The 23,650-nt window shown below is 40.6% G+C and carries 15 protein-coding genes and 1 pseudogene; 5 read left to right on the top strand and 11 right to left on the bottom strand.

Annotation, left to right across the window (positions count from 1 at the left end; all coding sequences use genetic code 11):
* Positions 1 to 22: 22 nt before the first annotated feature.
* Entirely contained in the window at positions 23 to 961 is a 939-nt protein-coding gene (locus tag ABZP31_RS07000) for a LysR family transcriptional regulator (RefSeq protein WP_248134644.1), read from the bottom strand.
* Positions 962 to 1,162: 201 nt separating this feature from the next.
* On the opposite strand from ABZP31_RS07000, the gene ABZP31_RS06995 reads away from it, so the two are divergent.
* Positions 1,163 to 4,639 (top strand): indolepyruvate ferredoxin oxidoreductase family protein, encoded by a 3,477-nt coding sequence (locus ABZP31_RS06995; protein WP_262476041.1) that lies wholly within the window; start codon positions 1,163 to 1,165, stop codon positions 4,637 to 4,639.
* A 336-nt stretch (positions 4,640 to 4,975) separates the two neighbouring features.
* Here ABZP31_RS06995 and ABZP31_RS06990 read toward each other — a convergent pair whose 3' ends face one another.
* The 5 genes and pseudogenes from ABZP31_RS06990 to ABZP31_RS06970 form a co-directional block, all read right to left on the bottom strand.
* The gene (locus ABZP31_RS06990) at positions 4,976 to 8,113 is read right to left on the bottom strand and encodes a CusA/CzcA family heavy metal efflux RND transporter (protein WP_262476040.1); all 3,138 of its coding nucleotides are present in this window, start codon (positions 8,111 to 8,113) and stop codon (positions 4,976 to 4,978) included.
* Positions 8,103 to 9,341, bottom strand: coding sequence for an efflux RND transporter periplasmic adaptor subunit (locus ABZP31_RS06985; protein ID WP_248134638.1), 1,239 nt, complete (start codon positions 9,339 to 9,341; stop codon positions 8,103 to 8,105). Before ABZP31_RS06985 ends, ABZP31_RS06990 begins: the two co-directional genes overlap by 11 nt.
* Complete coding sequence (locus ABZP31_RS06980; RefSeq protein ID WP_248134636.1) at positions 9,342 to 10,667, bottom strand: TolC family protein; 1,326 nt, start codon at positions 10,665 to 10,667, stop codon at positions 9,342 to 9,344.
* Between the two features lie 47 nt (positions 10,668 to 10,714).
* A pseudogene (locus tag ABZP31_RS06975) lies at positions 10,715 to 11,133 on the bottom strand (cation efflux protein, CzcI-like).
* A 172-nt stretch (positions 11,134 to 11,305) separates the two neighbouring features.
* A complete protein-coding gene (locus ABZP31_RS06970) occupies positions 11,306 to 12,574 on the bottom strand; it encodes a DUF4010 domain-containing protein (RefSeq protein WP_034680052.1) in 1,269 nt (422 codons plus the stop codon).
* Between the two features lie 612 nt (positions 12,575 to 13,186).
* Here ABZP31_RS06970 and aspT point away from each other — a divergent pair.
* Both aspT and ABZP31_RS06960 read left to right on the top strand, forming a co-directional pair.
* Entirely contained in the window at positions 13,187 to 14,872 is a 1,686-nt protein-coding gene (gene aspT, locus ABZP31_RS06965) for an aspartate-alanine antiporter (protein WP_005025873.1), read from the top strand.
* A 48-nt stretch (positions 14,873 to 14,920) separates the two neighbouring features.
* Complete coding sequence (locus ABZP31_RS06960; protein ID WP_034680051.1) at positions 14,921 to 16,522, top strand: bifunctional aspartate transaminase/aspartate 4-decarboxylase; 1,602 nt, start codon at positions 14,921 to 14,923, stop codon at positions 16,520 to 16,522.
* A 274-nt stretch (positions 16,523 to 16,796) separates the two neighbouring features.
* Here ABZP31_RS06960 and ABZP31_RS06955 read toward each other — a convergent pair whose 3' ends face one another.
* The gene (locus ABZP31_RS06955) at positions 16,797 to 17,708 is read right to left on the bottom strand and encodes a bestrophin family protein (RefSeq protein WP_005014327.1); all 912 of its coding nucleotides are present in this window, start codon (positions 17,706 to 17,708) and stop codon (positions 16,797 to 16,799) included.
* A gap of 195 nt (positions 17,709 to 17,903) precedes the next feature.
* Here ABZP31_RS06955 and ABZP31_RS06950 point away from each other — a divergent pair, with 195 nt between their 5' ends.
* Entirely contained in the window at positions 17,904 to 19,208 is a 1,305-nt protein-coding gene (locus ABZP31_RS06950; protein ID WP_034680050.1) for a HipA domain-containing protein, read from the top strand.
* On the top strand, positions 19,201 to 19,479 hold the full coding sequence (locus ABZP31_RS06945) for a helix-turn-helix transcriptional regulator (RefSeq protein ID WP_005014332.1): 279 nt from the start codon (positions 19,201 to 19,203) through the stop codon (positions 19,477 to 19,479). Before ABZP31_RS06950 ends, ABZP31_RS06945 begins: the two co-directional genes overlap by 8 nt.
* 27 nt (positions 19,480 to 19,506) lie before the next feature.
* Here ABZP31_RS06945 and ABZP31_RS06940 read toward each other — a convergent pair whose 3' ends face one another.
* The 4 genes from ABZP31_RS06940 to ABZP31_RS06925 are packed head-to-tail and all read right to left on the bottom strand — an operon-like array spanning position 19,507 to position 22,999.
* Positions 19,507 to 20,493: a nitronate monooxygenase family protein gene (locus ABZP31_RS06940; protein WP_248134634.1), complete on the bottom strand. Its 987-nt coding sequence runs from the start codon at positions 20,491 to 20,493 to the stop codon at positions 19,507 to 19,509.
* 18 nt (positions 20,494 to 20,511) lie between these two features.
* The gene (locus tag ABZP31_RS06935) at positions 20,512 to 21,303 is read right to left on the bottom strand and encodes an enoyl-CoA hydratase-related protein (RefSeq protein WP_248134632.1); all 792 of its coding nucleotides are present in this window, start codon (positions 21,301 to 21,303) and stop codon (positions 20,512 to 20,514) included.
* Positions 21,304 to 21,323: 20 nt separating this feature from the next.
* A complete protein-coding gene (locus tag ABZP31_RS06930) occupies positions 21,324 to 22,247 on the bottom strand; it encodes a glyoxylate/hydroxypyruvate reductase A (protein WP_105919080.1) in 924 nt (307 codons plus the stop codon).
* Positions 22,244 to 22,999: a class II aldolase/adducin family protein gene (locus ABZP31_RS06925; protein WP_367156947.1), complete on the bottom strand. Its 756-nt coding sequence runs from the start codon at positions 22,997 to 22,999 to the stop codon at positions 22,244 to 22,246. The genes ABZP31_RS06930 and ABZP31_RS06925 overlap by 4 nt, the downstream gene beginning before the upstream one ends.
* Between the last annotated feature and the right edge of the window lie 651 nt (positions 23,000 to 23,650).

The raw sequence follows: 23,650 nt of genomic DNA, 5'->3' as shown, positions 1-23,650 counted from the left end.
TAATTTTTACAGTGAATCAGAGTTATAAAAAATATTCTGTATCATTTTGAATCTTAGGCGAAATATGCTGATCGACCCACCTTAACCATGCTCTTGTTTTAGCATCAATAAAATGACGTGATGGTAATAAGGTATAAACACCAATATCAGGTGATCTCCAGTCTGCTAAAACGCGACATAATCGTCTAGTACGTACAGCTTCGATAACAGTAAAAGTTGGAAGCAAAGCAATACCCATGTCTTGCTGTACCATATCCAGTAATAATTCTGGCGTGTCTGCAATTAATGGTCCTGTAATATCGACTTGGTACGAACAACTATTTTTACTGATGAGATGCCATTGCGGTGTAATAGATGGGTTCACCAATCTTAAGCAGGCATGCTTTTGCAGGTCATCTAATGATTCTGGTTCACCGTATTTTTTTAAATAGGCTGGTGATGCACAAAGTAATGAAAATATTGTCCCAATTTGACGAGCAACAAATCTTGAGTCAGTCAATGATTCCGTAAGATATAAACTTACATCAATTCCTTTACCTAGCAGGTCTGGCACATTCTGTGAAGTACGGTACTCAACCGTAAGCTTTGGATGGTTTTGACAGAACTCCGCCATTACTGGTGATACATAATGATGTCCGAAGCTTCCCATGCTCAAAACACGTAACCTCCCCTGCGGTTCGGTTGCCATTCCCATTGCCTGAGTTTCAGCTTCTTCTACCATCGCAAGTACTTGCCGGCACTGTTCTGCATAACTTGCACCAATATCGGTTAATGCGTGTTGCCTCGTAGATCTCTGTAGTAATTTTGTGCCTAAACGCCCTTCTAACTCGCTAATAAGTCGGGACACTTGCGCTGTTGTAAGCTCCATCTGCTCTGCAGCAGCCGTAAAACTCCCACTATCAATGACTTTTAGAAAAGCATGCATTGCATGTAGCAATCCACCATCAAGATTTTTGCGCATAACGTAAATATCTTTTTCTTAATTACGCATTGTTGCACCAGTATGGATCAACCACAATGACATTAATGTACATACATTAATCAGTTCCATTGTTTTAATTGAACTGATCAATCCTTTTTTAAGTATGTCATTTACTCCAAATATTCAACCGGATGTTGAACATAAAGTAGCTTGAACTACAAGATTCTAAGGAGACATAAAATGAATATATCTACAAAATTTACTCCAAATAAGATTTTAACTAAGGACGTATCACTTGAAGACAAATATCTAAGTGATAACGGTACTGCTTACATGACAGGTATTCAGGCATTGGTGCGTTTACCACTCGCGCAAACACGGCGGGATACTTTAAACGGTTATCATACTGCTGGTTTTATATCTGGTTATCGTGGTTCCCCTTTAGGGAATTATGACAATTTTCTCTGGCAGGCTGAAAATATACTTAAAGACCATCATGTTGTTTTTCAGCCTGGTGTAAATGAAGATCTAGCTGCTACTGCAATTTGGGGTACGCAACAAGCCAATCTCGCAGGTCAAGGTAAATATGACGGGGTAACCGCCTGGTGGTATGGCAAAGGCCCCGGGGTAGATCGTTCTGGAGATGTACTCCGTCATGCCAATCTTGCAGGAACATCAGAGCAAGGTGGCGTGGTTGCCTTCTTTGGAGATGATCACTCTTGTAAATCTTCTAGTATTCCACACCAGTCAGAACATGTCATGATTGGTTGTGGCATTCCAATTTTTTATCCTACTTCAATACAACATATTCTTGATTTAGGTGCTCATGCGGTAGCAATGTCACGCTTTGCAGGTGTATGGACTTCGATGAAATTAGTCAGTGAAATCGTCGAAACCTCTGCTTCTGTTCATGTTAATTTAGATCGGGTCATTCCTGTATTACCCAAAAATGTTCAGCCTGAAGATGGCGTAAATATTCGTTGGCCAGATCACGGCATTCAGCAAGAAGAACGTCTTTATAAATATCGCTTACCCGCTGTGTTGGCTTATGCGCGTGAAAATGAACTGAATCAGGTGACATGGCATTGTCCTGATGCCCGTATTGGTATTGTAGCAAGTGGTAAAGGTTATTTAGATACAATTGAAGCATTACGTATTCTAGGAATTGAAGGTCAGACAGCCCAACAGCTCGGACTGAGAGTATACCAAGTTGCGCTGATTTGGCCCCTGGAGCCCCAAGGTCTTCGTGAATTTGCCGAAGGTTTAGAGGAACTTATCGTTGTAGAAGAAAAACGCCCTATTCTGGAAGCACAAATTAAAGACGAGCTATATGCACTTTCAGATGCCAAACGCCCTCGTGTCATCGGTAAAGCCTGTGATGGAAAGGGTGAATGGAGTACATCTATTGATGAAGCGCCTTTGATTGGTCATTATGAATTTCAGCCTGAACCTATTGCTAAAATGCTGGCAGCTCGATTCTTGAAACTGGAGATTCCAGAAAGCTTAAAAATACAAATCCAAAACAGAGTTGAGCTGTTAAAAAAAGCAGAACAGGAATCACGCCGTGTTCTTGATATTGCAGAACGCAAACCTTTCTTCTGTAGTGGCTGCCCTCATAATTCATCAACTGCATTACCAGAAGGTAGCCGTGCATTAGGGGGAATTGGTTGTCATTTTATTGCTGTTTCACTGGATCGTGGTACAGAGACCTTCTCGCAGATGGGTGGTGAAGGTGTGAGTTGGGCTGGTGCCTCTCATTTCACCAACGAAAAGCATATTTTTGCTAATCTGGGAGATGGAACTTATTTCCATTCAGGTTATCTTGCAATACGTCAAGCAATTGCTGCAAAACTCAATATTACCTACAAGATTCTCTATAACGATGCAGTAGCAATGACTGGCGGGCAGCATGTCGATGGTCATCTTAGCGTGGCGCAGTTAACACGACAACTTGATGCTGAGGGAATCAAAAAACAAGTGATTGTTACAAATGAACCTGAGCTGATTCATACAGAAGAAGGTATTGCGCCTTACGTAGAGATTTACCACAGAAATGAGTTGGATGATGTTCAACGCAAATTACGTGAAATTTCAGGCGTTACGGCGCTAATTTATGTTCAAACTTGTGCCAGTGAAAAACGCCGCCGCCGTAAACGCAACGCTTATCCGGATATTGCAGAGCGAGTCTTTATCAACACTGATATTTGCGAAGGCTGTGGTGACTGTTCCAGAAAATCTAACTGTTTATCTATTGAACCCGTTGAAACAGCGTTAGGAACGAAACGACAAATCAATCAGAGTAGCTGTAATAAAGACTTCTCCTGTGTAGAAGGTTTCTGTCCAAGTTTTGTGACAGTCCATACTCGCGATATGAAACGCCCGGAAATATTCAAGGGTATAGAAGCTGGCTGGCCCGAAAAGCCAATTCTTCCTGAACTCGATCAACAACCAGTACGTATAATGGTCGGTGGTGTTGGTGGTACAGGTGTGGTTACAGCAGGCGCTTTACTTGGAATGGCTGCTCATTTGGAGAGTAAAGCTGCACGTATTATGGATATGGCTGGACTGGCTCAGAAAGGTGGTACGGTTTATTCTTACGTACAGCTCGCTACAGAAGATGATCAAATCTCTGCTACCAAGATCCCTGCTGGTCAATGTGATCTTTTAATCGGTGCAGATCCTATTGTCGCAGGTAGCAATGCAGCACTTTCTCGCTTAAAGGCCGAGGCTATGGTAATAGTCAATGAAGATGGTTCCCCTACGTCTGATTTCCTTGAGTCTCGTGACTGGTATGCTCCTATTACTGACTTGATTAATCGGCTGCGTAATCGCACTACACAAGGAAAACTCTTATCTTTGCCCGTAACACGTATTGCCACACTAGTGCTGGGTGATGCAATCTTTGCAAATCAGATACTACTTGGAATGGCCTGGCAATCAGGTCAGATCCCGTTAAATCGTGAAAGTATTGAAAAGGCCATCCATCTTAATGCCACTGCAGCTGAAAAAAATCTTGAAGCTTTCCGCATCGGTTGTCATCTAATGAGTGACCCTGACTTAGCAAAACGCATTATTGCAACAATAAAAGTAACGAATAAACCAGCTACATTGGCCGAATTAATTGAAAACCGCTCTTCTCGCCTTGTCGAGTACTGGAATCAGGATTATGCAGCCCAGTATCGAGCACTTGTGGAACAGGCTGCCAAAGTCTTACCAGAAGACCTGGCTGAAACAATAGCGACTCAGCTATATAGAGTCATGGCATATAAAGATGAATACGAAGTTGCGCGCTTACTCACAGGAAAAAGTTTTAAACAGTCTATTGAAGCGCAGTTTGGTCAAGGTCTACGTTTAACTTATCATTTAGCACCTCCAGCTTTGGGGGCTCATGGTACTATACGCAAACGTGCTTTCGGATATTGGATGCGCATTCCAATGATGATTCTTGGACGACTGCAGTGGCTTCGGGAAACGTTCCTTGATCCCTTTGCGTTACAGCAAGAACGACAAAAAGAACAGGCTTGGCGTGATCGTTATATCACATTTGTGAAATCCATTACTTCTGCACCTGAAAATTATGATTTATCTGTTGCTCAGCAAATCGCTAATTTACCTGCAGATGTACGGGGTTTTGGCCCTGTCAAAATGCAAGCAATGGAAACAGCAATACAACGTTGGGATGAGCTTTCATTAAGTCTTCATAGAGCTGATCAATAAATAGGATCAGTGTATATAGTAGCTGAAACAGGATTAAACTCAGACTTGAATCTTGCTGTACCTGTCCAGCTACTTAATTAAGCTATACAGAAATAAATCTCATGGCTTATTTAATACATAGCCCCTATTTCACCATTCAGCATTTTTTTATATATAAGTCTTTTCATGTGAATTCGTTCTACTCTCTGAGGATTATTATTCTGAATAGTAATTAAAGCTTAGACCTACTTCTCCTGAAGTCACTTATTATATATTTACACTTTTGAAATTTTTCTACTATAAAATTACCTTTAAAAGAAAGCCTTTGAACAGTCAAAGGCTTTCATAAGACTCACTTTACCTCTGAGGACTATTCACCCACCTATAGAGAATAGGCAACAGTACAAGTGTGAGCAAGGTAGACGATATAATTCCACCGATGACTACAGTTGCAAGGGGCCTTTGTACTTCAGCACCTGTACCTGTAGCAAGCGCCATAGGAACAAAGCCCAGTGATGCCACGCAAGCCGTCATTAATACAGGACGCAATCGTAAAATCGCCCCCTGCCATACTGCTTCATGCAAGTTGTACTTCAAGCGTAACTCTTTAATAAACGTCAGCATTACCAGACCATTCAGTACAGCCACACCAGATAAAGCAATAAATCCAATCCCTGCTGACATGGATAATGGAATATCTCTCAGCCAGAGAAATAGAACTCCTCCCGTCAATGCAAAAGGAACTCCTGTAAATACCAGAAGACTGTCTTTCATATTATGAAAAACTGCCATCAATAAAATAAAAATCGTAATTAGAGCCAATGGAATAACAATTTGCATACGGGTTTTAGCTGAAGCCAGATTTTCAAACTGGCCACCATATTCTATCCAGTAGCCACTTGGTAAATCATAGGTTTTAAGCTGTGTCTGCAAGTCACTAATAAATGAGCCCAAGTCTCGCCCTTCAACGTTGGCAGTGATAACTATACGGCGTTTACCGTTCTCACGACTTACCTGATTGATACCTTCAATACTGGCAACTTTTGCGACATCAGACAATATAATACTGCCGCCATTTGGGAGTCGTATTGGCAATTGGGACACATCAGCCACATTTCTGTCCTGATCTCTTAAACGAATAACGAAATCAAAACGGCGGTCTCCTTCCAGAATTTCTCCAACCTGCTGTCCGCCAATGGCTGTAGCTACCACATCTTGAATAGATTTAACACTTAAGCCATATTGCGAAGCTAAAAACTTATCAACCTCAACATTGAGTAAAGGCAAACCTGAGGTTTGTTCAACCTTTACCGCACTGCTTCCTGTGACCTGCTGAATAATTTTGGCAATTTTAGCAGCCTCGCCATTAAGAACTTGCATATCATCACCAAAAATCTTGACTCCTACATCGCTACGTACCCCTGAAATTAACTCATTAAAACGCAGCTCAATCGGTTGAGAAAATTCACTGTTATTCCCCGGAATTGTTGCAAGGTAACTTTCCATCCGGGATCGGAGCTCATCAATGCTCTCTTTAGGGTTAGGCCATTTTTCATGTGGTTTAAGCATGATATAGCCATCAGAAATATTAGGTGGCATGACATCTGTTGCGACTTCAGCGGTGCCGGTACGTGCAAATACTGCTTTAATTTCAGGGAAATTCTTTAATAAAAGCTTCTCTGCGTTTTCCTGCATACGTAAAGATTCTTCTAATCCTGTACTAGGAGAACGTAATTGTTGTACGGCGAAATCACCTTCACCAAGCTGTGGCGCAAACTCGCTCCCAAGTTTAGTAGTCAAAATACCTGTAACCACCAGAAGACAAATAGCAAATGTTAAGACTACTGCTTTATATTCATAAGCAACATTTAAAGTCTTTTCATAAGACTTCTTGAGCGAAGTCATCCAGACACTTTCAGTTTCGCGAATATCTCCTTTAACCCATAAAGCGACTGCAGCAGGGACAAAAGTTATAGACAGAATCATTGCAGCAATCAGTGCCAGAACTACAGTCAAAGCCATCGGATGAAACATTTTCGCTTCTATACCACTTAAAGCAAAAATTGGTAAATACACCACTAAAATAATAAGCTGCCCGAAAATCAGGGGACGTCGTGCCTGTCGAGCAGCTAAAAACACCTCTTTAAATCGCTCACTTTGTGTTAATGGACGTTTAAGTAAATGCTGTGCATGGGCCAGACGGCGTATACAGTTTTCAACAATTACTACTGCACCATCAACAATAATTCCAAAATCCAGTGCCCCCAGACTCATCAAATTAGCACTAATATTTTTTTGTGCCATTCCTGTTAAGGTAAATAGCATGGAGAGCGGAATAACGCAGGCGGTAATCAGAGCTGCCCGTATGTTTCCCAAAAATAAGAATAGTATAACGATAACAAGTACCGCTCCCTCAACCAGATTTTTCTGTACAGTTTTAATCGCTTTTTCAACCAGGGTCGTACGGTCATAGACCGTTTCTATAAATACTCCCTTGGGTAAACTGTTTTGAATATCCCGGATTTTGGCATCTACCGCTTTAGAAACAGTCCGGCTATTTTCTCCCATTGCCATCATGGCAATTCCCAGAACAGTTTCTTCACCATTATAGGTTGCACCACCTGTTCTTAAATCATGTCCTATGGAAACTTGCGCAATATCACTGACCCGAATGGCACGACCACTGGAACTGGTGACTAAAGTATTCTCAATATCTGAAATATTGTTGAGTGTGCCAGGAATACGGACTGTAAGTTGCTGTCCATTATCTTCAATAAATCCTGCTCCTCTATTTTCATTATTTTGGTTTAGAGCCTGCTGTAGCTGTTCTAAAGAGATATTAAGCTGTTGCATGTAGTTGAAGTCAGGTGATACCACATAGTTTTTTTCAAAACCACCAATACTGTTCACTTCAGCCACACCTTGTACACGCTGCAACTGAGGCCGAACTACCCAATCCTGAATTTCACGTAAATCCATACCGGTATAAGCAGTTCCATCAGATTTTTTCGCCTTTGGCTCTGCTCTTAGTACCCATTGATAAATTTCTCCAAGCCCTGTAGAAACAGGTGACATGATTGGGCTGGTTTGTGCCGGTAACTCTGCCTGAATCTCTTGTAACCGCTGGTTAATCTGCTGACGTGCCCAATAAATATCGGTACCATCTTCAAATACAATAGTAACTTGAGACAGTCCATAGCGGGAAATAGAACGGGTTAATTCCAGATCAGGAATTCCGGCCATTGCATTTTCAATGGGATAAGTAATACGTTGTTCTACTTCAAGTGCAGTAAACCCATTTGCCTGGGTATTAATCTGTACTTGGGTGTTCGTAATATCTGGTACTGCATCAATAGGTAACTTTTGATAACTGTAAATTCCAACTGCAATCCAGATACAGGCAAACAGCATGACCCATATAGCATGTTGAATAGAGAACTGGATAATACGTTCAAATAGGCCTTCTGCTCTTGGCAGTTCAGAGTTAGTGTTCATGACCGGCCTCATCTTTTTCCAGTTCAGACTTCAGCAGAAAACTACCTTCACTAATATACTTCTTGCCGTTAGCAAGCCCGGAAATTACCTCAAGCCATTCCCCGTTACCTGAGGCTTGGCCCAATTTCACCTGTTGAGCCTTTAGATGAACCTGTCCTTTTTCTTCAGATTGCAAAATAAAAACGGTATCTTCGCCTTCAATACGTTGTACGGCTGCTTTTTTTACCCGAAGAGACGTTTTAGCAGCAGGCTTGGCCATCAAAACACTCACTAATACATTAGGACGTAAACTGGCAGACTGCGTATCAAGCTTGGCACGGACTATTAGCCGCCCTGTCTGACTGTCTGCCTGCGAGGTTAAACTTTGTATTCGTGCGGTATGGGTCTGCTCTGTACCCATTAGTTTAAATAAAACTTTCTGTCCGGCCTGTAGTGGTCCTGCGTATTGAGCGGGTAAAGTAAACTCAAGCCATAAATTATTGAGCTGTTCAATGACAAAAATTTGATCAGCCAATTGCACATTTTCACCTACTACAATATCTTTCTGACTGATGACACCAGAAATCGGTGCCCGAATAACAAAGCGCCCATGAGTATTACTACTTGCCCCCAAGGCATTTAAGCGTGCCTGTGAGGCTTGTACACTAAGCTGTGCCTGACGGTATGCATTTTCAGCACGCTGATAATCCTGTTTGGCTGAAATACCCTGTGTCCAGAGCTGCTGTTCACGTTGATAGTCTTGTTTGGCAAGCTGAAGATTTGCCTGTGCCATACGTAAATTTGCTTGCTGATCAATCAGTTCAGGAACCAAAAGCACTGCTAGAGTTTGTCCTTTTTGAACACTTTGCCCTAAAGACACCTTTACTTGCTCAACATGACCACTGAAACTCGGCGATACATGGGCCTGCTGGTCAGTATTTACGACCAGTTTACCTGGCAACAGAGTAACCTCTTCCACTGGGCCTGTAGTTACTATGGCGACTTTTAGACCCTGTTCAGCCATTTGACGGGCTGTCAGTTTTATCTCGCCTTCCTTTTCCTTAACATGCTCTTCTGTCGCATGAGCCTCATCCTCGCCGTCTCCGGTATGTTCATCCTCATGTCCATGTTCAGCAGTTCTCGTTTCCTGCTTATTTAACCCGATGATCAGGCTGACCAGTGCGGTTAATGCAATCAGAATCGCAATCATGAGAGGCTGGGATAATTTTCCATATTGTTTCAAGTTCATTTATCGTGTCCCCTCATTGATTAAATTCTGTAATGTTTCAGCCGCATTTTGATTTAGTTGTATGTAGGCATCAGAACGGCTGATTTCTTCATAGCTTGTTCCAATACTTAGGGCTTCAGCACCAAGTGCGCTCTGCCAGGCTTGCCGTAATGTCTGTAACATCGCCAAACGTAGACTGTGCAGCTGTGAAGTCGCCTGCTGGACATCTGTAATTGACAATTTACCTGCCTTAAAGCCCTGTAAGGTCCTGCTCTGGACTTTTTCAGCCAAGTCAATTTGACTTGTGATCAGTTCATATTGATTCCGTAAAGCCTTGAGCTGATGCATGCTATTTGCAATATCAAGTATTTGCTGTTTTAGTTCACGCTGCTGCTGTTGATTCAGCAAGATCTGCTGCTGCTGCGCAATAGGAATGGCATATTGCTGACGATTGAAAAGATTAAGGGGAAGATCAACCCCCAGTGTTAACGCCGTCTCATTATTTTCATCAGGAGACCTTGTACGGTTCATCCCTACATTTAAGGCGGGTTGTGGGCGAGCTTGAACTTTTAAACGTTCAATCCGGTAATTGGACTGCCGGATATTTAAAGTATAAAGTTTTTCTAGCCATCCTTCAGAAATATAATGCTGTACTGTCTGATTACTCTGATCTGGCCAAGGAATAGAAGTTTTAGTTAAATCAATTTGTGCATGGGTTTCACCCCATAAATTTGAGAGTTGACGTCCTGCCGACTGCTGATTTAATACAGCCTGCTGATAAAGCCGCTCCATTTCTAGCGCTTCAATCTGAGCTCGCTCATAATCAACTAGGGCAATGCTTCCTGCCTGATAGCGCTTCTGTGCACTCTCTAAATTAGCTTTACTTACTCTAAGCTGCGATGCATAAACAGTACGTTCCGTTTCTGCAATTGTTAACTGTGACCATGCATATCTGACAATTAATTGGCTTTGCGCATTCCATAACTGTTGTTGCAATTGCAACTGCTGACCTGATGTATTGGCTATGGCCTGGCTAAGCTTGCGCTGACCAAAAATATCTAAGGGCTGGCGAATACCGAGGCTGAATTCCTGCTCGTGATCTGAACCGAATCCTGACTGTTCAACCGTTAGGCTCGGATTTTGCCATAATTGGCTTTGGCGAATATTTAAATCAGAAATTTGTGCATAATGCCGAGCTATTTCAGCTTGTACCTGATAGCTCTGTACTTTGGCATACGCAGATTCAAAATTGCTAATATTTTCAGCATAACTATATGATGGCACAACAACTGTAAATAGACAGGCCATCAGAGCATGACGTAATAACGTCCTTGACTGTAAAGACATGATTTTTCCCACTTAATTAAATTTAGAAGTGGTGAGAATGTTTTAGGCTACCCCACCATAAGCGGGGAAAATTCGGGAGGTGGACTTTGCTGAAACAGGTCAGGTGCCTGATAGCTGTTCTTCCAGTGAAACTCTGGAATGACATGAGTTTCAAAAACTGGAATTAAAACCGAGATTTTTTCATTTTGCACAATCAGATGCGTCATGGAAGGCAGATGATCCTGATGATCTTCACCAAGCTTTAAATTATTATTCTTTATGTCTTTATGTCTTTATGATCTGATTGGGTATCATGCTTATGCTGGCGGTCATTACTGATACATAGGGTATTTTGATGATGGCCAAAATGATAACTCTGCTGTACTAAAGTTTGCTCTTCATGGACGCAAAAGGCCGCTGCCACGTTCCAAAGACTTTGGAACATGAATAATCCAACCAAGACTGTAATCCATGTGGTAGACCGCATACGGTACTTTAACGAATTAAATTGCTTGTTATTATAGAGAGTATGTGTTGGCTAGCAAGTTCTATGTAGTTCTTATTGAGAATCGGCTCATTTGAACGATATTTTTAATAAATTTAGCTGTTTTGGTAAAATTGCAAAAATACTTTAGAGATCTGGATTTTGAATTATGCTTTCAGATTAAGATTTGATGAAAGTAAATAATCAGCATTATAACGACCGCCATATGAACAACTTGCACAGGTGCAAAATATAAAAAAAACTTCCAGCCACCGGTTAGAAAGGCATTAATACTTTTTGAAAGTGCATGTGCAGCCAAACCAATGACAACTGCATAAATCAGAGTCAGATTAGCTGGGTTTCCTTGTACTACCACCCCGGCCATAGCAGCATGAACTTCAAATAGTGAAGCTAAAAAAGTGCTCAAGATTAAGCCTTTATCTCCTAATATAAGATTTGCTCCATAAATTCCGGCCTGAATGAGAGTGAGGCTAACTGCAATAATGACGGCTTCCTTGAGACTAAACATGCGGTCATCTGCTTGATCAACTTGATTTACTAAACGGATATCTGAATGATTTGACCGGTACATGAATAAGCCTGTAGCAGCACATAATATGCCTATCCCAGCCAGACTTGGGATAAAAAGCAATTTGAACCACATTAAACTTACACCTGAGACAATCAGCAGTAATTGCAGTAAAGTCGCTACACATGACATCAGAGCAGCACCGGCATTCACTTTGGCAATGGCTTCTCCGGAGCGGACTTGCATGCCAAGACTGGCAATAGTGGCAGTACTAGAGACAAAACCTGAAGCTAGAGCAGATAAAATCAGTGCTTTGTCATTTGATAAAATACGTTTTGCCACATGTGCCATAGATTGCACAATAAGGATTAAAACCAGTAATTTTAAAATGACATATGGGTTTAGCACTGAACCCCATAGGGGTTTATTTGGCATGATCGGTAAAGCGATCAAAATGAGGGCCAGTAAAAGGAGTCCATCCCGGAGTTCATAATCTCGAATGGTTTTTCCAGCAAAGCGATGAAGGCTGGTTTTCCCCATTAAAATAAGGGTAAGCAATACTGCCATACTGGCTGCTAATGGGATATTCCAGACACACGCCGCCCCAATAAGGTAGGTCATTAAAAAAGCCAGTTCAGTGGTGGAACCAATATCTTCTTTTTGTTGAGATAAACTATACAGGCAGAACAGGCTTACGGCTATTGCCCCCACTACTCCAACATACGGGTGTATAACAAAACACAAAGCCCCCAATAAGGCGCTGATCGTAAAAGACCTTAATCCCGCGAAACTTTGTTCATTGCGGGTATTTTTATTACGTTCCCGCTCTAGCCCGATTAAAAGACCACATCCTAATGCAGACAATATAATTGTGAGAAGTTCTTGAAAAGTTAGACTTTGCAAAAGAATATTCAAATGCCTTTCCTTTTACCAGTTCATATTTATCTTTATAAGATATTATTATTAAAAAGCAACCAGTTTAAAATACATAACTAATTTAACCAATAAAAGTATAATATTATCGAATGAAAAAAAATCAGAATCCCCAATAAATAATTAATTTCATTATTCTCGTCTTTATAAAAATTTCAGTTTTTAGTAAAAAGACCAAGTAACTATAAAATATTTTTGGATTATTAAAGATATATTACATTTACCTATTAATTATTTAAGTCTAGCATGAATATTAAATAATCTAATTAAAGTAACTTTAATCAATTAATTATGTTTAATTTTCCCCAAAATTTTATTTAAAATCCAACATAAAATTTTACAATTTATTATTAAATAAAAGTTATTTTAAAAATTTTATAAATTAGAAATAATTAATTATTATCAATATCTTAGTTTTAATTATATAAATTATCTTTATATTATATGATAATTAAACCATTGAAATTAAGATATATTTATACTCAAGTAAAGTAAATTTGTTTTCTCACAATTAGAATAGTAGCTTAATTAAATAGTTTAAAAAACCATGATTCTTTACCTAAAAATATATTAATAATGAAGTGAGAATATAAGATGATTGAATGGTTACAACATGAATTAAGTCATAGTCCAGAAATTTTATTATTTTTATCACTTGCAATTGGTTTCTGGATTGGTCAGTTTCAATTTGGCAGATTCCAGTTTGGTGGCGTTGCTGGTTCGCTTCTTGTTGCAGTGGTTTTAAGCCTGATTGGTGTCTCTGTAGATAATGGTGTAAAAGCGATTCTTTTTGCGTTATTTATTTATGCTGTAGGTTTTGAAAGTGGACCGCAATTTTTTAAATCATTAGGACCACACTCTATTAAAGAGATTCTGCTTGCAGTATTTATGGCAGTGAGTGGCTTAATTACGGTACTGCTCATGGCCAAGCTTTTCCATCTGGACAAAGGGCTGGCAGCAGGACTAGCGGCAGGTGGCATGACGCAGTCAGCTATTATTGGTACTGCTGGAGATGCAATATCACGACTGGATTTACCTCTTGCTGAAATACAAAAGCTACAGGCAAATGTCGCAATTGGCTATGCAGTAACTTATATTTTTGGGTCACTTGGCGCAATTATTATCTGTGTCAATATTCTTCCTAAATTTATGGGAAGAGAAATCCATGATGATGCCCTGAAAGCACAATCTGAACGTTTGAAAGGTGCTTTTGAGCTGGCCCCGGGTCAAGAGCTGGCTATTCCGGAAATAGTCGGACGTATTTATCAAGTCAAACAGGGTAATGGTCTGAAAATAGAAGAACTTGAGGCCAAACAATCTAGCACTACCATCGAACGCTTAAAACGTGATGACCAGTTTATCGATGTATCTCCAGATATCATTTTGCAGACAGATGATATTGTACTGATTGTAGGGCGACGAGCTAGTGTGGTTGCAATTTCTGAGTATATTGGTCCAGAGCTACAGTCTTCTCCTGGTATGGAAATGGTGATGCAGACCACGGATGTAGTACTCAGAAATTCTAAATACCTTAATCACAGCTTGGGCGAGGTAAAGGCCAATACGCCTGCCTATTTGAAACACGGTATATATGTACTTGGTATCAAACGAAATAATGAAACACAGGTTCTAAATGATGATCTGGTTTTGAAACCTGGTGATGTAGTCACAGTATATGGAACAAAAACCGATCTTGAGCGGTTAGTGAAAGAAGCCGGAAAAGCTTTACCTGAGAGTTTAAAAACAGACTGGATGTTTCATGGAGCAGGTCTTGTAGTCGGTTTGGTTATTGGCCTTTTTGTTATTCGTATTGGAGGGGTGCCCCTTACTTTAGGTGCAGGTGGAGGTGCGCTACTTTCTGGCCTGTTATTTGGATGGTTACGTAGCCGTAATCAAGTGCATGGCAATATGCCTTTAGCAGCATCACAGCTACTTAAGGATTTGGGACTTGCAGGATTTGTCGCTGCTGTCGGCCTGCAATCAGGTTTACAGGCGATTCAGACCATCAAGCAAAGTGGTCTATCACTATTTATGATCGGTGTGGTGGTTACAGTTGTTCCTCTCATCCTTTCAATGTTCTTCGCCCGTTACATTCTTCGTTATGACAATGTCGCCATTATGGCAGGTGCATTATCAGGTGCACGCAGTGCCAACCCCGCTTTTGGTGGTGTATTGGATAAAGCCGGTAACTCTATACCTACCGTACCCTTTGCTATTACCTACGCCCTAGCAAACGTTTTTTTAACCTTACTCGGTCCAATTATTGTCGGATTAGCCTAAAAGTTGTTTCAAGCATTTTAAGATCACTATTCACTAAGGAGATTTCCCATGGGGAATGTAGATTATTCTAAATATTCAAAACTTAGCCCATTTGAGTTAAAAGATAGCCTGATTGCTTTGGCACAGAGTAAGCGGGACCGCTTAATGCTCAATGCTGGACGAGGAAACCCTAATTTTCTGGCTACCCTGCCACGTAGGGCTTTTTTTCAATTAGGTTTATTTTCTGCCACAGAATCAGAATTTTCATTTTCTTACATGCCAGAAGGCTTAGGTGGGTTCCCCCGTCCTGTCGGTTTGCAATCACGTTTTGATAATTTTCTCATGCAGAACCGGGATAAACCTGGAGTTTTATTTCTGGGAAAAGCAGTGTCTTATGTGAGAGACCAATTGGGTTTAGATCCAGATATGTTTCTGCTTGAAATGGTCGAAGGGATTCTAGGATGTAACTACCCTGTACCTGATCGCATGCTCCGTGTCAGTGAAACAATTATTAAAGAGTATCTGTTACAGGAAATGGGCGTAAAAAGTATGCCCAAGGAAGGCTTGGACCTGTTTGCGGTTGAAGGCGGAACCGCAGCCATGGCTTATATATTTAACTCCTTAAAAGAAAACAAGATTATTAATACTGGCGACCGAATTGCAATCGGCAGACCGATTTTTACGCCGTATCTGGAAATTCCCAAACTGAATGACTATCAGCTTGAAGAAATTTTTATTGAGGCTGATCCCAATCTGGGCTGGCAATATCCTGAGTCTGAATTAAGAAAGTTAGAAGACCCTTCAATCAAGGCATTCTTTTTAGTCAATCCGAGCAACCCGCCTTCTGTCAAAATAAGTGATGAAGGATTGCTAATACTGGCAGATATTGTAAGAAAACGTCCTGACCTGATTATTTTGACAGATGATGTATATGGAACTTTTGCAGATGACTTTAAGTCACTTTTTGCAATTTGCCCAAATAATACTATTTTAGTTTATTCATTCTCAAAGTACTTTGGGGCTACAGGCTGGAGACTTGGCATTATTGCGCTGTCGAATAACAATATCATTGATCAGAAGATTGCAGCGCTTTCAGATCAGGAAAAGCAGGAACTTGAAGAACGTTATTCATCATTAACTACTGAACCAGAAAAAATCAAGTTTATTGACCGTTTGGTAGCAGATAGCCGTAATGTTGCACTGAATCACACCGCAGGTCTGTCAACACCGCAGCAGGTACAGATGGTTCTTTTTGCCCTGTTTAATATGATGGATTCTCGTCAGGCTTATAAAAAAGCTGTCAAGTCTGTAGTCCGGGAACGCGATGCTGCACTTTATAGACAGCTTGGTGTTGAAGTCCCTGAAGATCTTAACGCTGTTGACTATTACACCTTGGTAGATCTGGAAAGAACAGCCCGCATATTATATGGTGACGATTTTGCCAACTGGGTCATGGTCAATAAAAACCCGACAGAATTATTATTTCGGGTAGCAGATGAAACCGGTGTCGTTCTGTTGCCAGGTTCTGGCTTTGGGGTATCCCATCCATCGGCACGTGCTTCATTAGCCAATCTGAATGCTTACCAATATGCTGCAATCGGTGATTCTCTACGACGCTTTGCCGAAGATGCCTATCAGGAATATCTGGGAACTAAAAAAGATGAGTCCTGAAGTTTCTAAGGAAAAATAGTTTTATATCATCATAGGGGTAATCGGGTATTAAAACTCTATAATTTTAATACCCATTTTTATGATTAATTCAAAATTAACCATATGAATAATAATATTATTTCATGATGTAGAAATAACCATCTGATCATTTTAGATGAATTTTATTCTAAAACGAATAAATGCTAGTGAGGAGATTGAAGATTTTGAGTTAAAGAGTTCAGCCCTATATAAATAGCTTTTTTAATTTGCGAAATATCTGTAGCGCAGCACTTGATTAACTTAAATTGCCCCTAATAGGCAAAATAGTATCGGGCAATTCCTCTCCAAGCGAACTCAACATCTCCCGTTCGACCAAACGTACAATCGAATCAAGTGGCAGATCATTTTCTTCAAGCCCAAAGGGTTCTTCAAGCTGGGCACTTAAAGCATCCAGCCCTAAAAACAGATAAGCAATTAATCCAACTACAATAGGTGTCCATATACCTAAGTCAGCTTCTAGACTAAAAGGTAAAATAAAACAGAAACAATAAACAGTACGGTGTAATAAAACTGAATACGAAAATGGTAAAGGTGTACTTAATATACGGTCACAGCCAGCCTGAATATTACCCAATTCAACAATATGCCGGTTCAATGTACTATAAATGATATCGCTGATCAGGCCCTGTCTCAGGAGTTGAACCAGGTCTTTCTGAATGCATTCAAGCACAAACTGTGCAGCATTAATATGCTGATCCAAATGATTCAGTGCGTGTTGCTCCAGCGCCAGATGATGAGTATCTAACTTGAATGGAGTATTGGTTTTTCTCAGGCGATTTCTTAAAAGATGAGTAAAAAACATTACCCTGTACATGAGAATCCGGCGCTCTCGATCAGGTAATACATGAGAATCACGGGCAATATGCCTGGAATTCGCAATAAGGGCTCCCCATAATTTACGCCCTTCCCACCAGCGGTCATAGCAGGCGTTATTTCGAAAACTTAAAAAAATAGAAAGAATAATGCCGAAAATGGTAAACCCTATAGCAGGCACTTCCGGCACATTCAGCATATGATGAGAGGTCAAATAACCAATTACCGCAGAGATTAAAACAACAAAGGTGAGCGCAGGTAAAACTGTAGGCAGTATTGTTCCTTGCCACGCAAAAAGTAAAGCCAGATTACTAGTTTTATCACGAATAATCATAAGATTTAATTGAAAACATTACTTATGTTGAGTGGACTATCTTAAACCATTCTCTATGATTTTTATAATCTATTATCTCACACGCCTGAGTATCTTTTAATCCGGTTAATTTCTTGGCTCATAAATTCATAATATTTTATTCTAATAAATAACTACCCTCTATTCTACTTATTATTTTTATATTATAATAAAAGAATGAATAATTTTTGCACTATACAGATTTATCAGGACCATCAGTGGCTCGATTGTGCTCTAGTAGAATTACTCAATGCTACACACTTGGGGTGGGAGGCAGGAACCCGTACATCTTATCTGTTTGAATATGCTATTTCTTATATGGACTGCCGTGATGCACGAGCAGTGTCTTTTAATTTGCCCGTAAATGTGCAAAGTAATTATACAGAGACTTGGCCCGCTTTTCTGATGGACCTGTTACCCCAAGGATATGGACGTAAAGAGCTGCTCAAACAGCTGGACTATAATGAAACAGCACAACAAACAGCTGACTGGGCTTTATTAAAGGCCGGTGCCGGTAATCCCATTGGTCATCTTCGTATTAAAGAGGCTCATGAGTGGTTAAATGCAAAGTTTCCTGATCCTGACCTGAAGGGTTTTACCCTACATGAAATTGCTGAACGCCGTGAATATTTTATTGAATCATTAGCATCTTATGGACTGTTTGTGGGCGGTTCCTCCGGAGTGCAGGGAGAATGGCCTAAACTATTGCTGACTCAAGCGAATGATGGACTGTTTTATCTGGATCATACCTTGCCAGATGAGCATGCAGCCAAACACTGGCTGGTCAAGTTTAGCCGGGGTGATCATCCCCGTCTGGAAAAAATCCTGGCTCAAGAAGCCTTATATATGCAATTAGCAGAATATCTTGGCCTGCGAGTGCATGAAAAGCTAGAACTTCATGATCGTACTCTTTTTATTCCCCGCTTTGACCGCCAGACAGTCAATGGGAAGGTCAAACGTATTGCCCAGGAAAGTATTGCGTCACTGAGCAATCAGGCCGGGTTTGGAGTACGCCTTTCTCACAACCAGATCTGTATGCTCATCCTCCAAAGCTGTACGTATGCAGAAACTGAAATAGTTGAATATTTAAAAAGAGACATTGCCAATGTAGCTCTAGGAAATAAAGACAATCATACCCGTAATACAGCGATCCAACGCCATGAAAATGGCTTGATCCAGCTTACGCCACTTTTTGACTTTGCGCCAATGTGGTTACATCCTGATGGAATAGCCAGAACCACCCGCTGGGAAAGAAATGATCAGGGCGGCGCTCCATGCTGGGCATCAGTCATTGAGCAGATTCAAACCATTATGCCTATTGCGCAGGATACTCTTCGCTCAGCACTGGCTGAACAGTTCCTAAAATATCAAGGCCTGCTCAGTTATATGCAACATATCGGTATTGATCCGGAAATTATCGAAAACAGCCAGCCAAGAATAGAAAATATCTGTCAGCAACTTCAGGAGCTGAGTCATGGATAAACGTTTTAAGTCGATGACGCCGATTGAACAGATGCAACGGCGCCAGCAGGTACTTGATACTATAGAACAGCATCCAGAGTGGGAAATTCATCAGGTTGCCAGGTATCTGCGGACTGAATTGCGCCTGACCCTAGAGGATATGGCAAAAATTACAAAAATTGCTCCGCAAACACTACAAAAGCTGGAACAGCCGCATAGTAATCCGACCCTGCATTCTATTTTAAAACTATTTAATGCTTTTGGACTGACTTTAGTCATTAAAAAGTGTTAATACCAACCAAAACCAGAATTACTTTTTTTATTCATTGGCTCGAATAAATTTTGCCAGTCTGCTGTCAATAATCTGGTTTGCTTCCTGAATAATACGCTCTATCAGCTCTTTACAGGTTGGAATATCATGGATCAGGCCCTGCACTTGCCCCGCTGTAATTAGCCCGGCATCGATATCTCCACTTTCTAAAGCCAGTTTACCCTTTAAGCCAGAGACATAAGGCTGAATATCTTCAAATTTCAGGTCAGGCTTTTGACTGATCTCCAGCACACGGTCTGATATACTATTTTTTGCTACGCGTGAAGTATTTCGAAAAGGTCTAAGCAACAGATTAGTATCACGTTCGTCATTGTCTAGATAGAAGTGCTTGATCCGTTCATGTACGGGCGCTTCTTGAGTTGCACAAAAGCGGGTCCCCATATTTATACCTTCAGCCCCCAATGCCAGCGCAGCTACCAGCCCACGCCCATCGGCAAACCCTCCACTGGCGATGATTGGAATGTCAATCTGGTCAGCAGTAGCAGGAATCAAGATAAGTCCAGGAATATCATCTTCACCAGGGTGGCCAGCGCATTCAAAACCATCAATTGAAATTATATCTGCTCCGATTTTCTGGGCAGAGAGTGCATGACGGACTGCCGTACACTTATGAATAATTTTTATACCGTGCTGTTTAAAATGCTGAATATGGTCATGTGGTTTATTTCCCGCCGTCTCTACAATTTTGACTCCACTTTCAATAATGGCCTGACGGTATTCAGCATACGGTGGTGGTTTCACAGCAGGCAATAAAGTGAGATTTACTGCAAAAGGCCTGTCGGTCAGGTTACGGCAACGTGCAATTTCTTTATATAAAGCTTCTGGTGTAGGTTGGGTCAGTGCAGTAATTGTCCCTAAACCACCAGCATTAGAAACTGCACTGGCCAGTTCGGCAGTTCCTACCCACATCATTCCACCCTGAACAATAGGATACTGAATGCCTAAGAGTTCTGTTACACGCGTATTTAAATTCATTTTTGAATTCTCACCTGATTATTTACCCATGAATAGTGGTGTTCTCTTTTCAGTAAATGCTTTTACTCCTTCTTTATAGTCTTGGCTGTTACTCGCTAGATATTGCAAGTTTTTCTCCAGCTCAAGCTGTTCAGTTAAAGTATGATGAGTAGACTGTTGAATAGCCTGTTTAATGAGAGACAAAGCATAGGTTGGCTGTTGTGCCAATCTTTGGGACAGTTGCTGTACTTCAGAATCAAACTGTTCATCTGGTACAACCTGCCAGATCAGTCCCAGTTTTTCCGCCTGTTCAGCGGAAATTTTATCGCCTAGTAAGGCCAGTCCCATTGCTTTAGCATGTCCGGCCAGTCGTGGTAAAAGCCAGGTTCCACCGGCATCTGGAATTAGACCAATTTTGCAGAAGGCCTGAATAAAAGATGCGCTCTGTTTAGCAACGACCAGATCACAGGCCAAGGCAATATTGGCACCCGCGCCAGCAGCCACCCCATTAACTGCTGCAATCACCGGTTTAGGGGCGTGGGTAATCGTTTCAATTAGAGGATTATAATATTTAGCCAGTGTACCTTCATTAGGCAATGCAATCTGGTCAAGCTGACCGGCACGCTCTTTCAAGTCTTGGCCAGCACAAAATGCCCTGCCTGAACCGGTTATAATAATGACCCGGACCTTCTCCAAATCGACCAGTTGGCGTATGGCAATTTGAACTTCCTGATGCATTTTTTCATTAAAACTGTTCATAGCTTCAGGCCGGTCTAGCTGTAGTCTACCAATCTGAGCATCTATACTGACTTTAATCGTCTCAAAATCCATTTTTTACTCCTAAGGTTATTTTAATATCCTCTGGCAGGGTCAATCTGATGGTTTAATGGCTCATATTCTTTATAACGACGGTCATTTTCCAGAATCTGCTCGACGACAATTGACATTGGCGCATGCGAAGCCACATGAGGCGTAATCAGAACTTTTTCATGAGTCCATAACGGATCGGCTTGCTCAAGGGGTTCCCGTTCAAAGACATCAAGAATTGCACCCCTTAAATGACCAGAATCAAGCGCTGCAACAAGATCTGGCAGAACCAGATGTTGACCGCGGCCACAATTAATGACACAGGCCTGTTCTGGCAGCTTTTTTAAAACCTGCGATGATAAAATAGAATGATTCTGTGCAGTTAACGGCAAAAGATTGATCAGGATTTGACTCTTGGCTAAAAAGCCATCTAGCTCTTCATTTCCTGCAAATGATTGAACTCTGTGCAAGTTTTTCTTGGAACGTGCCCAGCCTGAAACCTGATAGCCCATCTGTGCGAAATGGGTTGCTACATATCCCCCCATATGCCCAAGACCCATCACTCCAATCTGGATATCCTGACTGGAAAATTGCCGGTACTGTTTCCATAATTGCTGTTTCTGCTGGTTAACAGCCCGGTCAAACTGACGCTGATAATACAGGACAGCCCATAATAGATATTCAAACATTCCCTTCTGGTGCTGCTCATCAATAACCCGACACACTAGATATGAAGGGTCAATAAGATTTAGATCCAGATGTTCAATTCCTGCCGCAATGGAATGAATGACTTTCAGTTGGGGAAGCTGTTTTAGCTGTTCAATATCCGGAAACCAGCAAGCCGCCGTAGTAGCCTGTTGTGCCTGTTCACTTTCTGGCAGACAATAGGTTCCTTCGGGTGCATATTTTTGAAAGACCTTGAGTAGAATTTTCTCGATTTCAGGTATTTTGCAGGAAATTACTATCATGAACAGTACTCTGCTTTCTGATTTTCAATCAGACTGAGTGCAGCATTCCATGCGTTCAAGATAATTGGCTCTACCGCGGGGCTGTTAAACTGTCTTGCAGTACGTTCACATACTTCGGGCGTAGGATAATGTAACTCAGATCCTCCCGCCAATGCCTTAATCTGTGCCTGACAGGCTCTTTCCAGAAAGTAAATTTCATGGAAGGCACGCTGGATGGTTTCGCCTGCAGATAGTAAGCCGTGATTCCTTAAAATCATGACCCGGTTTTGTCCTAAATCATGAACCAAACGTTCTCGCTCATCGGTAGAGAGTGCCACTCCTTCATATTCATGATAGCTCATCAGGTTATAAAATTTTAAAGCATGCTGGGAAATTGGTAAAAGACCGTGTTTCTGCGCTGAAACGGCAATACCATCGGCTGTATGAGTATGAATTACGCAGTTTATATGTGTATGTGCAGTATGCAAGGCTGAATGAATTACAAAACCTGCCACATTAACTGGTTTTCCCTGATCATAATCAGAAACAATATTTCCATCATGATCGATTTTGACCAGCTGAGAAGCTGTCATTTTATCAAATGTTACGCCGTACTGATTAATCAGAAAGTATTCAGATTGGTCTGGTACTCTCAGGCTGATATGCGTATCAATCAAATCAGTCATGCGATAATAAGCAATCAAGCGATATAGTGCAGCCAGTTGGCAACGTGCTTCCCACTCCGAAGCTGACATCTTGTCTTGTAAACTCATAATCTTGGTCCTTATGACAGAGTTAATTTTATTATTGAGCGAATTAGAACAATTTTTTCTATAATATAGAATTTAATTTCGTTAAGCAAAATCAAATTCTATTATTCAATTAAATCTATATGCATGCCTAATAGTATTAACTATCTAATGTATATTGACTCGCTAGTTTTAATACTATAAGTCTTTGTTTTTTATTTTCTTTCTGCTTTTTCTAACTTATAGCTTTAGTACGAGACATTATTATCTTTACTGCCAGATAATTATTTGTACTGGATTACTGAAGTTAGCCTGCTACAGATGCTTTTCTAGATTCAATCTCTGTTATTGGTTTATTAAGGTATTGGTGCCTTTTTTAGTTTAGTGTTATGAGTATGCTTTCTAGATTTACTTTTTTTAATAAGGTTTCGGTCTATAAAATTAATTTTTTATTTTTTATCTGATTTATATTATTGGGATAGTGCTTTCATTATTTGTGAATTTTTTTAGAAATACTTAGGCTATTTTACTAAAATATAAAAATAATTTTTCTAACTATGAGTAAAATAATTACATTTGATAGAAGTGATCATTTAAATTTTATATCTATATGTTTTTTATAGGTAAAAAAGCCCATAAGATTGATGGGCTTTTTTAAATAAACTAATGCAAACA

The organism is Acinetobacter sp. FL (genome assembly GCF_040744925.1).
Taxonomy (GTDB): domain Bacteria; phylum Pseudomonadota; class Gammaproteobacteria; order Pseudomonadales; family Moraxellaceae; genus Acinetobacter; species Acinetobacter radioresistens.
This window is presented reverse-complemented; position numbering and strand designations above follow the sequence as displayed.

What these genes read in the sequence shown, in the direction of transcription:
- ABZP31_RS07000 (WP_248134644.1), bottom strand. Translation starts at nt 961, where the DNA reads ATGCGCAAAAATCTTGATGGTGGATTGCTACATGCAATGCATGCTTTT.
- ABZP31_RS06995 (WP_262476041.1), top strand. Translation starts at nt 1,163, where the DNA reads ATGAATATATCTACAAAATTTACTCCAAATAAGATTTTAACTAAGGAC.
- ABZP31_RS06990 (WP_262476040.1), bottom strand. Translation starts at nt 8,113, where the DNA reads ATGAACACTAACTCTGAACTGCCAAGAGCAGAAGGCCTATTTGAACGT.
- ABZP31_RS06985 (WP_248134638.1), bottom strand. Translation starts at nt 9,341, where the DNA reads ATGAACTTGAAACAATATGGAAAATTATCCCAGCCTCTCATGATTGCG.
- ABZP31_RS06980 (WP_248134636.1), bottom strand. Translation starts at nt 10,667, where the DNA reads ATGTCTTTACAGTCAAGGACGTTATTACGTCATGCTCTGATGGCCTGT.
- aspT (WP_005025873.1), top strand. Translation starts at nt 13,187, where the DNA reads ATGATTGAATGGTTACAACATGAATTAAGTCATAGTCCAGAAATTTTA.
- ABZP31_RS06960 (WP_034680051.1), top strand. Translation starts at nt 14,921, where the DNA reads ATGGGGAATGTAGATTATTCTAAATATTCAAAACTTAGCCCATTTGAG.
- ABZP31_RS06955 (WP_005014327.1), bottom strand. Translation starts at nt 17,708, where the DNA reads ATGATTATTCGTGATAAAACTAGTAATCTGGCTTTACTTTTTGCGTGG.
- ABZP31_RS06950 (WP_034680050.1), top strand. Translation starts at nt 17,904, where the DNA reads ATGAATAATTTTTGCACTATACAGATTTATCAGGACCATCAGTGGCTC.
- ABZP31_RS06945 (WP_005014332.1), top strand. Translation starts at nt 19,201, where the DNA reads ATGGATAAACGTTTTAAGTCGATGACGCCGATTGAACAGATGCAACGG.
- ABZP31_RS06940 (WP_248134634.1), bottom strand. Translation starts at nt 20,493, where the DNA reads ATGAATTTAAATACGCGTGTAACAGAACTCTTAGGCATTCAGTATCCT.
- ABZP31_RS06935 (WP_248134632.1), bottom strand. Translation starts at nt 21,303, where the DNA reads ATGGATTTTGAGACGATTAAAGTCAGTATAGATGCTCAGATTGGTAGA.
- ABZP31_RS06930 (WP_105919080.1), bottom strand. Translation starts at nt 22,247, where the DNA reads ATGATAGTAATTTCCTGCAAAATACCTGAAATCGAGAAAATTCTACTC.
- ABZP31_RS06925 (WP_367156947.1), bottom strand. Translation starts at nt 22,999, where the DNA reads ATGAGTTTACAAGACAAGATGTCAGCTTCGGAGTGGGAAGCACGTTGC.